Source organism: Actinocorallia herbida (assembly GCF_003751225.1).
Classification (GTDB): Bacteria; Actinomycetota; Actinomycetes; order Streptosporangiales; family Streptosporangiaceae; genus Actinocorallia; species Actinocorallia herbida.
Genome location: NZ_RJKE01000001.1, coordinates 2075734 through 2088647, shown reverse-complemented (window position 1 = coordinate 2088647; position 12914 = coordinate 2075734). Strand labels below are relative to the sequence as shown.

General features: G+C 72.7%; 11 protein-coding genes. 7 read left to right on the top strand and 4 right to left on the bottom strand.

Features of this window, described 5'->3' with window-relative positions; translation table 11 throughout:
- Positions 1 to 57: 57 nt before the first annotated feature.
- Genes EDD29_RS09815 through EDD29_RS09805 form a run of 3 tightly spaced genes read right to left on the bottom strand, consistent with a single transcriptional unit; the run spans position 58 to position 3619 of the window.
- Positions 58 to 900 carry an SAM-dependent methyltransferase gene (locus EDD29_RS09815; RefSeq protein ID WP_246052654.1) on the bottom strand — a complete coding sequence of 281 codons (843 nt, stop codon included), beginning with the start codon at positions 898 to 900 and terminating at the stop codon, positions 58 to 60.
- Positions 885 to 2576, bottom strand: coding sequence for an FAD-binding oxidoreductase (locus tag EDD29_RS09810; RefSeq protein ID WP_123664094.1), 1692 nt, complete (start codon positions 2574 to 2576; stop codon positions 885 to 887). The genes EDD29_RS09815 and EDD29_RS09810 overlap by 16 nt, the downstream gene beginning before the upstream one ends.
- A gap of 14 nt (positions 2577 to 2590) precedes the next feature.
- A complete protein-coding gene (locus EDD29_RS09805) occupies positions 2591 to 3619 on the bottom strand; it encodes an isopenicillin N synthase family dioxygenase (protein ID WP_123664093.1) in 1029 nt (342 codons plus the stop codon).
- 270 nt (positions 3620 to 3889) lie between these two features.
- On the opposite strand from EDD29_RS09805, the gene EDD29_RS46770 reads away from it, so the two are divergent.
- Entirely contained in the window at positions 3890 to 5053 is a 1164-nt protein-coding gene (locus EDD29_RS46770; protein WP_246052652.1) for a nitrate ABC transporter substrate-binding protein, read from the top strand.
- Positions 5050 to 6369, top strand: a complete 1320-nt coding sequence (locus tag EDD29_RS46765) for an amidohydrolase family protein (RefSeq protein WP_246052650.1) — start codon at positions 5050 to 5052, stop codon at positions 6367 to 6369. The genes EDD29_RS46770 and EDD29_RS46765 overlap by 4 nt, the downstream gene beginning before the upstream one ends.
- 1554 nt (positions 6370 to 7923) lie before the next feature.
- Here the strand turns inward: EDD29_RS46765 and EDD29_RS09795 are convergent.
- Positions 7924 to 8724 (bottom strand): acyl-CoA thioesterase, encoded by an 801-nt coding sequence (locus tag EDD29_RS09795; protein ID WP_123664092.1) that lies wholly within the window; start codon positions 8722 to 8724, stop codon positions 7924 to 7926.
- A gap of 228 nt (positions 8725 to 8952) precedes the next feature.
- On the opposite strand from EDD29_RS09795, the gene kynU reads away from it, so the two are divergent.
- From kynU to EDD29_RS09770, 5 genes are all read left to right on the top strand, one after another.
- Positions 8953 to 10203: a kynureninase gene (gene kynU / locus EDD29_RS09790; protein ID WP_123670376.1), complete on the top strand. Its 1251-nt coding sequence runs from the start codon at positions 8953 to 8955 to the stop codon at positions 10201 to 10203.
- A 138-nt stretch (positions 10204 to 10341) separates the two neighbouring features.
- A complete protein-coding gene (locus EDD29_RS09785) occupies positions 10342 to 11436 on the top strand; it encodes a mechanosensitive ion channel family protein (protein ID WP_123664091.1) in 1095 nt (364 codons plus the stop codon).
- A gap of 78 nt (positions 11437 to 11514) precedes the next feature.
- The gene (locus EDD29_RS09780) at positions 11515 to 11721 is read left to right on the top strand and encodes a DUF4287 domain-containing protein (protein WP_123664090.1); all 207 of its coding nucleotides are present in this window, start codon (positions 11515 to 11517) and stop codon (positions 11719 to 11721) included.
- Between the two features lie 327 nt (positions 11722 to 12048).
- Positions 12049 to 12420 carry an ArsR/SmtB family transcription factor gene (locus tag EDD29_RS09775; RefSeq protein ID WP_123670375.1) on the top strand — a complete coding sequence of 124 codons (372 nt, stop codon included), beginning with the start codon at positions 12049 to 12051 and terminating at the stop codon, positions 12418 to 12420.
- Between the two features lie 142 nt (positions 12421 to 12562).
- Complete coding sequence (locus EDD29_RS09770) at positions 12563 to 12898, top strand: ArsR/SmtB family transcription factor (RefSeq protein ID WP_123664089.1); 336 nt, start codon at positions 12563 to 12565, stop codon at positions 12896 to 12898.
- The last annotated feature ends 16 nt before the right edge of the window (positions 12899 to 12914 follow it).

Here is a 12914-nt window from a genome sequence, read left to right as displayed (position 1 = left end):
AAAGGCTCGGTTCCGCGCCGGGCGGGGCCGTGCGGTGACCGTCTCGTGGGCGGCGGCTCAGCTGACGGGGGCGGCGATGACGGCGAAGTACGGGGACTCGGGGTCGAACGGGGAGCCCGCGACGTCGCCGAGGATCTCGGTGTCGGCGAGGCCCGCGGCGTGGAGTTCGGCGCGGATCGACGCCGGGGTGAAGTGCTGGACCCAGTTGTAGAACGTACGGGTTCGGTGGGGTTCGTAGATGTCGTACCGGTCCAGCGAGAGCAGTTCGGATTCGTAGCGGAACGTCGTGTGGAATCCGAAATAGGGGCCGGGCGCCCAGAACCCGTCCATCAGCGAAGGCGCGTAGCGGGTCTGCTCCCGGACCGCGGCGAACCCGGCGGGCGAGTCCACGTCGAAGACGAAGGCGCCGCCTTCGGCGAGGTGCTCGGTGACCGTCCAGAGGGCGCGGCGGCGGTCGTAAGGGGCGAGCGCGCCGAGATCACGCATGATCATGATGATGAGGTCGAAGCGCTCGCCGCTCCGCCACGTCAGGTAGTCCTCCTGGAGGTAGCGGGCGGGCAGGCCGTCGCGGCGGGCGTCGGCCGCGGCGTGCAGCACCGAGCGCAGCGAGAGGTCGACGCCGGTGACCGCCGCGCCGGAGCGCGCCAGGGCGTTGCCGTACAGGCCGGGCCCGCAGCCGAGGTCGGCGACCCTGCTGCCGGGGCCCAGCCCGAACCGGGCGGTGAGCCAGGCCGTCGAGCGGGCCCGGAACGACGCCCGGTAGGACGAGAGGTCGACGTCGGGGTCGAGATGGGCGGCGAGCATCCGCTCCGACAGGTGCGGGTCGGTCCACAGCTCGGCGGTGGTGGTGCGCGCGAACGGCCCGGGACGTGCGGTGAGCGCGGTCAGCTCGGCGAACAAGGCGGACTCCTCAGGCGAAACCGGCCCCGCGTCCGGCGGGGCTTCCAGGGGCGGCGGCGACGGGCGCGGCCGGGGCGGGGCGGGTTCAGCGGAGGGAGTGCACACCCCAAGGATAAGGCAGGCCGCAGAATCCCCAGGTCAGCGGCGGCATCGGTGCGGCGGGGCGAACGGCCGTCCGTGGACGCGGCGCAGCCGCCCGGCGCCGGTCGGACCGCGGCGGAAGCCGCCTGACGGGAGCCGCCGAGGAGCCTGTGCGGGTCGGTCCTGAGCCGCAGGACGGCCTGAGCCGGGGTGCCGGCGGGCGCGCCGGTGACGAGGGCGATCCCGAACGAGGCGCAGACCGTGCGGACCTCGTCCAGGGCGTCCGCGGCGGTGCCGGCGACGGGCGGGAAGCCCAGGCAGCGCACCCCGCCCGACGGCGTCCGCTGGAGTTCCAGATGCCGAAGGTAGTCGCCGAAGGGACGGCCCGCCGAGGCCCGCACCTGCGCGAGGAACCTTTCGCGGTCCTCCTGCGCGTACTCGGCGCGCACCCACGACGGCTGCGCGCGCGTCCCGGACGGCCACACGTGGTGGTGGCCGTACGGCAGCCGTGTGTCGTCGTCCGGCCAGGCCATGAGGAGACCCCCGTGCCGGGCGGCGAGGGCGAGGAGCGCGGAGACGGCCGAAGAGTCGATCCAGACGAGCGCGACAGGGCCGTCCGGGCAGGAGCCGGAAGCCGCGGAGGTGGGCAGCGACGCCGAAGGCTCCCCGTGCAAGGAGACGATCCGTGCGCCGAGGCCGTTCTCGACCACGTCCCAGCCGAACCGGCAGCACGCGTCGAACGTGGCGAAGACCCCGCAGAACGCCGTGTACTCCCGGGCCGGAACGAGCCTGAGCTCGATCCGCGTGAGGATCCCGGACATCCCGCGCGCGCCCAGCGCCGCGGCGACCTCCGCCCCTTCCAACCGGATCATCCGCGGCGCCTCCTCCACGGTGACCAACTCGACGGCGAGCACGTTCCCGTCCCCGAGCTCCCCGTACGACGCGGCCCCCAGCCCGCCCCCTCCCCCGCTCACGAACCCCGACACCGTCGCCACCGCCCGGCTCCCGGGCAGCACCGCGAGCTCCTGCCCGGTCGCCCGCGCCGCCCGCTCCGCGGCCCCCACCACCGTCCCCGGCAGCACCGCGATCCGCCCCCGCCCCACCTCGAGCACCCCGGCCACCCCCCGCACGTCCACCGCGATCCCCCGCCCCACCTCGCGCCCCGCCACACCACCTGACCCGCCCGGCAACGCACCCCCGCCACCCGGCCCACCGGGTCTTGGGGAGGCGGACCGAGAAGGCGCGCGGCCCGACGCGACATCGAGCGCCTCGGCGGTCCCGCGCCCGAGCGAGGTGCCCGGCGAACCCGTCGCGGACCGGGACCGCGGGTCGCTCCGCGGGTCGTCGGACGGGCGGGGGCCCGTGCCCGCGCCGCGCAGGGTGAGCGGGACGCGGTGGCGGGCGGCGACGGAGGCCACGCAGGCCAGGTCCTCGACGGACCGGGGCCGCACGATCGCGTCGTAGCCGGGCTCGGCGCGGCCGGGGGACGCGAGGTATCGGGCCACCTCGGCCCGGCCCGTGACGACGCGGCCGGGGCCCAGGAGGTCCTCCAGCGCGCGGACGTGCTCGAAGACCGCGGGCGGGGCGGGGGTCATGGGCAAGATCCCCTCTAGCGCGCGGCGCGAACGCGGTCGGCCTCGCGAAGGTCCGGTGCCGCCAGGGCGCCGCCCTTCAGTCCGGCGATCTTCATCGCGATGTTCTCCGCGACCGTGATCGGCGGATACCCGGGCGACGCCGCGTCCGCGCATCCCGGGAGCGTCGAGATGACGGCGTCGTGGTCGCCGTCGAAGAAGAACGCGGCGGAGCGGCGTCGCACGATCGTGCCGTCCACGACGGGCGGGTCGACCCGGTGCACCGTCGACCTCCACCGGTCGTTCGTCCACCGGGCCATCGCGTCGCCGAGGTTGACGAGGAACGCGCCTTCGGCGGGCTGCACGTCATGCCAGACGCCGTCGGTGTCCAGGACCTGAAGGCCGGGCACCCGGTCGGCCCACAGGACGGTGAGGATTCCGAAGTCCGTGTGCGCGCCCATCCCCAGGACCTCCCCGGCGACCTCGCCTTCGGGCAGCGCGTAGTTGTTCATCTTCAGGACGTCGATGGAGTGGCCCGTCAGCGCGTCGAAGTGGCCCTGCGGAAGGCCGAGCGCGTCGGTGAAGATCCGCAGCAGCACCCGGGACAGGCCGGTGACCTGCGCGAAGTAGGCTTCGACGGCGGGCCGGAAGTCCGGCACGGCGTCCGGCCAGGTGTTGTCCGGGTAGCTGGCCTCCGGCAGGTCGAGGCCCGGGTACCAGGACCGCTCGCTGCCGACGGTGAAGGACTCGTAGAAGTCGTTCATCGCCGTCTCGATGCCGAGGCTGCGGCTCAGCGACTCCGACTTAGGGGGCGCGTAACCGCGGTTCTCCCCGGGGCGCCGGTGCGCCTTCTTGGCGTCCAGCGGGCGGCCGAAGAACGCGTCGAGGGCGGCGGCCAGGCCGTCGGTCGACTCCTCGGGCACGCCGTGGCCGGTGATCTGGAGGAAGCCGACCTCCCGGCAGGCGCGGTCGAGGTCGGCGGCGACGCGGGCGCACGCGGGGTCGTTGCCCGCGTGGGCGCCGGGGACGAGATACGGGCTGACGTCAAGGACGGGCACCGCGAACATGGGCGGCCCTTTCTGCTCGGTACGGGGCCGGCGGTACGGCGGGCGCCCGGTCCGGCGGAGTCAGCAGTTACATGTAATCGCCGACTCCATGCGTAAGCCTGCGCGCTAGATATGTCGTCCAGGTAACACGAGGTTACGATCACGTGCGGCATCAAGGGATCTTTCTCCTGAACCGCTATTTAACGGTGCCGACACAAACTCATGTTTACATGCAATCACTCCCCAGACACCAACCCCATTCCCGAGGGTTGTCCAGAGAGCGAGCTGCACATGATGAAGAGGTTCACGGCGATGCTGGCGGCCGGCGCGGTCGGTGCGCTGGCGCTCACCGCCTGCGGCGCGGACGAGACCGCGGACGACGCCCCCGCGGTGGCCCTGGAGGCCGCCCCCGAGGCGCAGAACCTCGCCGGCGCCTGCCCCGCGAAGGTGGTCGTCCAGCTCCAGTGGCAGCCGCAGTCCGACATGGGCGCGATGTTCGGCCTGCTCGGCCCCGACGCGAAGGTCGACGCCGACAAGAAGTCGATCTCCGCCTCCCTCGTCGCCCAGGGCAAGGACACCGGCGTCGACCTCGAACTCCGCGCGGGCGGCCCGGCCATCGGCTTCCAGTCCGTCCCGTCCCAGATGTACGTGGACGACGACATCACCCTCGGCCTCGTCCACGGCGACCAGCTCGTCGCGGCCTCCGGCGAGCAGCGCGTCGTCGGCGTGACCCCGCTGCTGTCGCACAGCCCCGCGATCCTGCTCTGGGACCCCGCCACGTTCCCCGAGTGGAAGACCATCGGCGACATCGGGAAGTCCGACGCGGCGGTCGTCGTCTCCAAGGGCCAGTACTACCCGGCGTGGCTCGTCGCCCAGGGCCTGCTGAAGAAGTCGCAGATCGACGAGAGCTACGACGGCTCGCCCGCGCGCTTCGCCGGCCGCCCCGACATCGCCCTCCAGGGCTACGCCAACTCCGAGCCCTACACCTTCGAGAAGCAGACGCCCGCCTGGAACAAGCCCGTCTCCTACCAGCTCCTCAAGGACGCCGGCTACGACACCTACGCGGCCAACGTCTCCGCGCGCGCCGACAAGCTCGAAGAGCTGTCCCCCTGCCTGGAGAAGCTCGTCCCGATCATCCAGCGGAGCGGCGTCGACTACATCACCTCCCCCGACGCGGTGAACAAGGTGATCACGGACATGGTCGCCGACGTCATCTCCTTCAGCCCCTACAGCGAGGGCGAGGCCGCCTACAGCGCCAAGCTCCTGAAGGACGAGGGCCTGCTCGCCAACGAGGCCGACGGCTCCCTCGGCACCTACGACGCCGAACGCGTCAAGGACCAGGTCGCGATGCTCGCCCCCGTGCTCAAGGGCGCCGGGGTCGAGGTGCCCGCCGACCTCGAGCCCGCGGACTTCTTCACCGACGAGTTCACCGACCACGAGATCGGCGTGCAGTGACCGACCAGACCTCCCCGGGCGCCGTCGTCGACGCCACCGTCTACACCGGCGGCGCCTGGATCCCCCACCAGGACGTCCTGTTCACCGACGGGGTCGTCACCGCGATCCGGGACCATGTGCCGGGAACGTCCGGGATCGACGGGTCAGGCGCGCACGTCGTCCCGGGATTCGTCAACACCCACACGCACCTCCAGCAGACGCTCATGCGGGGTGTGGGCGAGGGGCTGCCCCTGCTGACCTGGCTCCTGTCGGTGGCCGAGGACACCGTCGCGCTCACCCCCGAACAGGCGTACCTCGCCGCCGCGTCGGGGGCGCTGGAGGCGCTGCGCAGCGGGACGACGACCCTGGTCGAGCACATGTGGCCGTCGCCCTCGTCGGAGCTGCACGACGCCGTCATGCAGGCCCTGGAGGACGTCGGCATCCGCGCGGTGTTCGGGCGGGGCGTCACCGACCGGGTGGACGCGACGCGCAAATGGGGGTCCGACCCCCGGCTCGTCCAGCCTCTGGAGGAGGCGCTCGCGCACACCGACGCGCTCGCGGCCCGCGCGGCCAAGGGCGACGGGCGCATCACGATGGCCCTCGCCGTGCCGAACCCCCGCTGCCTGACGCCCGAGGGCATGGCCGTCGTCCGGGAGTTCGCCGAGGCCCGGGACATGACCGTCTCGATCCACCTCCTGGAGACCACCACCGACGACGACATGTGCCGCGCGCACACGGGGCTCGGCGCCGTCGACTTCCTGGAGGCGTCGGGCTTCCTGTGGGACAGGCTCCTCGCCGTCCACTGCGTCGAGCTGTCTCCCGCGGGGATGGCGAAGCTCGCCGCGCGCGGGGTCGCGGTCTCCTACAACCCGGTGTCGAACATGCGCCTGGGCAGCGGCGTCGCACCCGTCCCTGCGATGCTCTCGGCGGGCCTCGGCGTCGGCCTCGGCGTCGACGGCGCGGCCAGCAACGACACCCAGGACATGCTGGAGTCGCTCCGGATGGGCTCCTACGTGCAGCGGGCCTTCCACCGCAGGGCCGACCTGCTGCCCGCCCCGGAGATGCTGGACCTCGCCTTCTCCGGCGCCAACCGTGCACTCGGGCTACCGGCCTCCTCCGGCGGCGTCACCCTGGGCGCCCCCGCCGACCTCACCCTCCTCCGCTTCTCCCGCGACTTCGCCGTCCTCCCCGTCCGCGACCCGTCCTCCTCCCTCCTCACCACCGCGACCCCCCGCCTCGTCGACACCGTCCTCGTCGCCGGCACCCCCGTCCTCGCCGACGGCCGAAGCACCCGCCTCGACGAAACCGACCTCACCACCCGTCTCCTAGCCCTCTGACCCCCTCCGGGCCGCCCCCGAAGGCGGCCCGGCACCGTCCTACGGCCCCGACACCGCAAACCCAAGCCCCCGACCACCCCGACCCGGAACAACCAAACCGCACAGGCAACGAAAAGCACCCTTACCCGACAAACCCCCAGGTCAACTCCTCCGCCCTCCACCTGCGGGGCGTTCCCGCCTACGTCCGGTACGGCCAGGAGGCGTCCTGGTGCTCCCCGCGGACGCGGGGGTGGTCCCTCGACGACCTTCGGACAGCAGGCCGTCCCGGTGCGCTCCCCGCGCACGCGGGGGTGATCCCCAGCGCTGGTGATGATGCCAGTCGGGTCGAGCGTGCTCCCCGCGGACTCGGGGGCGTCCCATCCGCGGAGCGCCCTCAGCGGACGCGTTCAGCCGCCCTCGACGCACGCGGGTGCTCCCCGCCGGCCATCGCGAAGGAACGCGTCGTGCGCATGCGCCCCGCTGACGCGGGGACGCTGTCCTCACCCAGATCATCGCGGTCCAGGCCGCCTCGTGCTCCCCGCACTCCCGAGGATGCTCCCCGGGCCGTCAGCGGCCGCCCAGCCTGGATCGGGCGGCCCCGCGCCTGCGTGGGAGTTCCCGTCGTGACGCCCCGGGTACCGGCCGAGCGATCGTGCCCCCTGCGCCCTCGGGGTGTTCCCCGGCGGAAGGCCGCCCAGGATCCAGCGACGTGACGCCCCCGGCGCGCGGGTCCCGAGCAGAACACCACGGCATCCGCGCCGACGGGAACTCACCGCGCGCCCGAGGACGTTCCCGGCACCCGGGCACCCGGTTCGGCGTTCACGTCGCGCGCGCCCCACCGGAGTGCCCCGCAGGCCACCTGCAGCCTGCACCCCACAGCAGTGCCCCACAGGAGTACACCGCAGGCCACCTACGGCCTGCACCCCACCGGAGTGCCCCACAGGAGTGCCCCGCAGGCCGCAGGTGGCGCGCTTGTCATGCGCGGACGTTCCCCGCGCGCGGGTCCCCGACCGCTCTGAGCGTGGACACCGGTCGCTCGTTCAGGTGCTCCCCGCGCTCGAGTTACCGAGCCGAACGTCGACGGCGTCCGTGCCGACCGCACACACCGCGCGCATAAGGACGTTCCCGACACACCCCCGCTCGGCGCTCACGTCGCGCGCCCCTCAAGAGCGTCCCGCGGAACGAAGGCGACGCACTCCCATGCGCAGGCGTTCCCCACGCGCGCGAGTTCCCTCCTCCTGTCGTCGTAGAAGAGGGCACGGCCATGGGTGCTCCCCGCGCGCGAGTCACCGAGGCCCTGCCCGGGTGCATCCTGGCGCGCATGCGGGTGCCCCCGCGCGCGCTCGAGTCACCGAGCGGAACGTCGACGGCGTCCGTGCCGACCCGCGCACACGGCCCACCTGGGGATGCGCCCGACACTTGGACCGGTTCGGCGTTCACGTCGCGCATCCCGCAAGAGTGTCTCGTGGGACGCCGGTGGCGCGCTTCTCAGGCCCGGGTGTTCCCGGCGGGCGGGTGTTCTCTTGGGCTCGGTGTCGGACCTGCGCGGTCGGGATGCGCTCTTCGTGGGGCGGGTCAGGGGTGGTGGGGGCGGAGGAGGGCTTCTTGGGTCACGGAGGCTACGAGGGTGCCGGACCGGGTGTGGAAGGTGCCGTGGGCCAGACCTCGGGTGGGGGTGAGGGTGGGGCTCGAGGTGTCGAAGAGGAGCCAGGTGTCGAGGGTGAAGGGGCGGTGGAACCAGAGGGCGTGGTCCAGGGAGGTGAGGAGGAGGGGGGTGCCTTCGGGGTGGCGGCCCAGGGGGATGGTGCCGGCGAGGCCGATGTCGGAGATGTAGGTGAGGGCGCAGGCGTTGAGGAGGGGGTCGGGGCCCAGGGGGTCGCGGGCGCGGACCCACATCTGACGGCGGGGGGCGGTCTCCTCGGCGGATTCGGTGGCGAGGCGGATCTCGATGGCGTCGGTGAAGAAGGACCAGCGGTCGGGGGCGGGGGCGGATTCCTCGGGGGGCGGCGCGGTGGGGGTCGCCGACTGGTGGTCGAGGCCGGGTTCCGGGGCGTGGAAGGACGCCGAGAGGCTGAAGATCGTCTTGCCGTTCTGGATGGCCACGACACGGCGGGTGGTGAAGGAGGCCCCGTCGCGGGTGCGGTCGACGCCGTAGACGATCGGGCTGTCGGCGCGGCCGGCGCGGATGAAGTAGCTGTGCAGGGAGTGCACGGTCCGGTCCGCCGGGACGGTGCGGCCCGCGGCGACGAGGGCCTGCGCGGCGACCTGGCCGCCGAACGCCCGCTGCGGCGCGCCCTGGTGGCAGCGCCCGCGGAAGAGATCGTCCTCGATCCGCTCCAGGTGCAGCACCTCGAGGAAGTCCATCTTCTCCGACATCGCGCCTTCTTTCGCCATGGTTCGCCACCCGTCCGGATCACGGACGGGCCAGGACCGTGGTCCGCCCCTCGGGGTCGCCGAGGAGCGCTCCGCACCCCGTCCGCACCGCGTCCTCCAGCACGATCCTGCCAGTGACCAGCGGCGACGGCTCGAGCAGCCCTCCCGGAGTACCGGCGCGGCGCTGCGCGTGCTTCCTACCGCGAACGACCTGCTTGTACGGTGAGCACCGTGCTCGACCCCTTTCTCGCCGAAGCGCGCGCGCTGGACGCGGCGGACCCCCTCGCCGGCTTCCGCGACGACTTCGTCATCACCGATCCCGACACCGTCTACCTCGACGGCAACTCCCTAGGACGGCTGCCGAAGGCCACCCGGGAGACGCTGCGCCAGGCCGTCGACGCCTGGGGAGGCGACCTGATCGACGGCTGGCACGCGTGGCTGCCCGTCGGACGCGAGGCGGGCGACGTGCTCGCCGGCGTGCTCGGCGCGGAGCCCGGCGAGGTCGTGCTCTCGGACTCGACCAGCGTCAACCTCTACAAGCTCGCCGTGGCCGCGCTCGACGCCAGACCGGGCCGCGACGTCATCGTCACCGACGACGACAACTTCCCCACCGACCGGTACATCCTCGAAGGCATCGCCGCCGCGCGCGGCCTCGAAGTGCGCCGGGTCGGCGCCGACATCGACGAGGGCCTGCGGACCGAGGACGTCGAGGCCGCCCTGGACGACCGCGTCGCCCTGGTCTGCCTCTCCCACGTCGCCTACCGCTCCGGCGCGCTCGCCGACCTGCCCGCGGTGACCGCCGCGGCCCACCGGCACGGCGCACTGGTGCTCTGGGACCTGTGCCATTCGGCCGGGGCCGTCGAGATCGGGCTGACCGCCGCCGACGCCGACCTCGCCGTCGGCTGCACCTACAAGTACCTGAACGGCGGCCCCGGCGCGCCCGCGTTCCTCTACGTCAGGCGCGACCTCCAGGACGTGCTCGTCCAGCCGATCCGGGGCTGGTTCGGCCAGACCGACCAATTCGCGATGGGCCCCGACTACCGGCCGCCGCCCACCATAGACAGGTTCCTGGTCGGCACGCCCCCGATGCTCTCCGGCCTCGCCGCGCTGGAAGGCGCCCGGATCACCGCCCGCGCGGGCATCGGGCCGGTCGCCGCCAAGGCGCGCACCCTGACCGACTACGCCCTGCGCCTCGCCGACGCCTGGCTGACCCCGCTCGGCTTCCGGGTCGCCACCCCGCGCGATCCCGCCCGCCGCGGCTCCCATCTCTCGCTGCACCACCCCGCCGCCTGGCAGCTGTGCCAGGCGCTCAAGGCCGAGCGCGTCGTGCCCGACCACCGCCCGCCGGAACGCCTGCGCCTCGGCTTCGCCCCGCTGTACACCCGCCACACCGATCTCCATACCGGCCTCACCCGTCTCCGCGACATCGCCGCCACCGACCGCCACCTCACGTTCCCCATCATCCCCCAAGGTCTCACCTGATCACGACTACCGCATGTGTCCTGACGGATACAGTCATGATCCCTGCCGCAGGTCACCGCACTTTCGCGGCGCCTCCCGCGTAGGCCGCGGCCTACCATCGGGCTCGACGAGTCATGTCCGCCCGCAGAACGGAGCACGGTGCCCGAAGCGCTCACCTGGGATCGACTGTTGCTCGCGGCGACCGCCGTCGCCGGGATGCTCGTGGTGGGGCTCGGACTCAGACTGCTGATGCGGGTGCTGTCGCCGCGCGCGGCGGGCACCCGCTGGGCGTGGGACGACCTCGTGGTGCGGCTCATGTCCGATCTGGCGATCATCGCGTGCCTCGCGGGCGGCGTGTGGATCGGCGTGCTCCTCCTCCGGTTCCCCCCGGGCGTCCAGCGGACCATCGGGCAGACCCTCATCGCGGTGCTCATCCTCGCGGTGTCGCTCGCCACCGCGCGACTCGCCGGCGGGCTCGCCAGCGCGATCGCGCTCGCCCGGTCCGGCGTCGCCCAATCCGTGACGATCTTCGCGAACATCAGCCGGGCGGTCGTCCTCGTCATCGGGACGCTCGTGCTGCTCCAGAGCCTCGGCGTGTCGATCACCCCGATGCTCACCGCGCTGGGCGTCGGCGGCCTGGCCGTCGCGCTCGCCCTTCAGGACACCCTCGCCAACCTCTTCGCGGGCGTGCACATCCTGGCGTCCAAGACGATCGAGCCGGGCGACTTCGTGCAGCTCAGCACGGGCCAGGAGGGCAACGTCGTCGACATCAACTGGCGCAAGACGACCATAAGGACCCTCACCGACAACCTCGTCATCGTGCCGAACGCCAAGTTCGCCGACGCGATCCTCACCAACTTCCACCAGCCGGGACAGGAGATGGACCTCCTCCTCCAGGCCAAGGTCGGCTACCACAGCGACCTCGACCACGTCGAACGCGTCACCCTGGAGGTCGCCGCCGAGGTGATGGGCGAGGTCGAGGGGGGCATCCCCGGCTACGACTCCCTCGTGCGCTTCCACACCTTCGGCGAGCACAGCATCGACTTCACCGTCGTCCTGCGCGCCCGCGAGTTCAACGACCAGTTCCTGGTCAAGCACGAGTTCCTCAAGCGCCTCCACACCCGCTTCCGCGCCGAGCACATCGAGATCCCCCTCCCCACCCGTCACCTCGTCTTCGCCGACCTCCCTCCTGCGCTCCACCGCACCCCTTTCCGCCCCCGGCGCGCGGGCGGACCCGTCCCCCGGCCCCGCTGACGCCCCGCATTCCCTGTCACATCGTTCGCGCGTCGAAAGGGCGAGAAGAACACCCGGGAACAAGGAGGAACCACCCGCATGGACGCTTCAGTGAAGGGCCCCGCGAGCTACTTCCCGTCGATCGAGAAGAAGTACGGCAAGCCCGTCGCCCACTGGCTCGAGCTCATCGGCGCCCGCACGCCCGCCCGCCACGGCGAGCTCGTCTCCTGGCTGAAGGCCGAGCACGGCATGGGCCACGGCCACGCCACCGCGCTCGTCGCGCACACCCTCAAGCTCCGCGCTTGACCGCCCACGTCACCGGTCCCGGGACCCCGCGCGCACGGCCGGCCCTCGGCTCCCGAGGCGCCTTCCCCACCGCACAGCGCACGCGTACCGCGCACTTCGCTTACGTGGATTGCGCGACGCCGACCCGGGCCGGTGGCCTTGGCTCCGGCCCCTTACCTCTCCGACGGTGCGGCGCCCTCCTCCACACGTCCAGGGGCGCCCTTGTCCTCCGTCGCCCTTCGTGGTCTCGGGGGCCGCGCAGGGGTGACGGGGAAGGTAAGGGCGAAAGGCGGGCGGGATAGGGTCGGGGGCTGTTCGGGCATGTCGGGGAGCATGGGGGCGCGGCATATGACGGGGAGCGCGGGGCGCGGGCCCGTCGTCAGGGCGCCGCTGTACCAGCGGAAGGCCGAGTTCTTCCGGACGCTCGGGCATCCGGCGCGGATCAGGGTGCTCGAGCTGCTGAGCGTGCGGGAGCACGCGGTGGCGGAGCTGGCGCGAGAGGTCGGAATGGAGCCCGCGCAGCTGTCCCAGCACCTTGCGGTGCTGCGGCGGGTGGGGCTCGTGGTGGGGCGCCGGGAGGGCACGAGCGTGCGGTACGCGCTCGCCGACCCGCAGGTCGCCGAGCTGCTCGCGGTGGCCCGCCGGATCCTGACCGAGGTGCTCGCCGGGCAGGCCGACCTGCTCCAGGACCTGCGCGGAGAGACCCCTCCGGGGGCCTGAGCGCTGTCCTCACCGACCCGGAAACCCCCCGGTTAGGCCATATCCCGGCGCCGTACTCGGCGGATATGGTGAGATTCTTACTCTTCGACTTGAAGATATCTTCAAGTCACTACAGTCACGCGGGGCACGGGAGGACGAACGCATGCCGGTGCCGCTGTACCAGGCCAAGGCCGAGTTCTTTCGCATGCTCGGACATCCCGTGCGCATCCGGGTGCTGGAGCTGCTCTGCGAGCGCCCCACCTCGGTCCACGACCTGCTCGCCGACATCGGCGTCGAGGCGTCGAGCCTCTCCCAGCAGCTCGCCGTCCTGCGCCGCCACAGGATCGTCCGGGCGAACCGGGAGGGATCGAGCGTCGTCTACGAACTCGCCGGGCCCGACGTGTCGGACCTGATGCGCGCCGCCCGCCGGGTCCTCACCGAGCTCGCGGCGGGCCAGGAGGCCCTGCTCACCGATCTCCAGGCGGCCCCGCGCCCGTGAACCCCCCGACGGAGAC

What these genes read in the sequence shown, in the direction of transcription:
- EDD29_RS09810 (WP_123664094.1), bottom strand. Translation starts at nt 2,576, where the DNA reads ATGACCCCCGCCCCGCCCGCGGTCTTCGAGCACGTCCGCGCGCTGGAG.
- EDD29_RS09805 (WP_123664093.1), bottom strand. Translation starts at nt 3,619, where the DNA reads ATGTTCGCGGTGCCCGTCCTTGACGTCAGCCCGTATCTCGTCCCCGGC.
- EDD29_RS46770 (WP_246052652.1), top strand. Translation starts at nt 3,890, where the DNA reads ATGATGAAGAGGTTCACGGCGATGCTGGCGGCCGGCGCGGTCGGTGCG.
- EDD29_RS09795 (WP_123664092.1), bottom strand. Translation starts at nt 8,724, where the DNA reads ATGTCGGAGAAGATGGACTTCCTCGAGGTGCTGCACCTGGAGCGGATC.
- EDD29_RS09780 (WP_123664090.1), top strand. Translation starts at nt 11,515, where the DNA reads ATGGACGCTTCAGTGAAGGGCCCCGCGAGCTACTTCCCGTCGATCGAG.
- EDD29_RS09775 (WP_123670375.1), top strand. Translation starts at nt 12,049, where the DNA reads ATGACGGGGAGCGCGGGGCGCGGGCCCGTCGTCAGGGCGCCGCTGTAC.
- EDD29_RS09770 (WP_123664089.1), top strand. Translation starts at nt 12,563, where the DNA reads ATGCCGGTGCCGCTGTACCAGGCCAAGGCCGAGTTCTTTCGCATGCTC.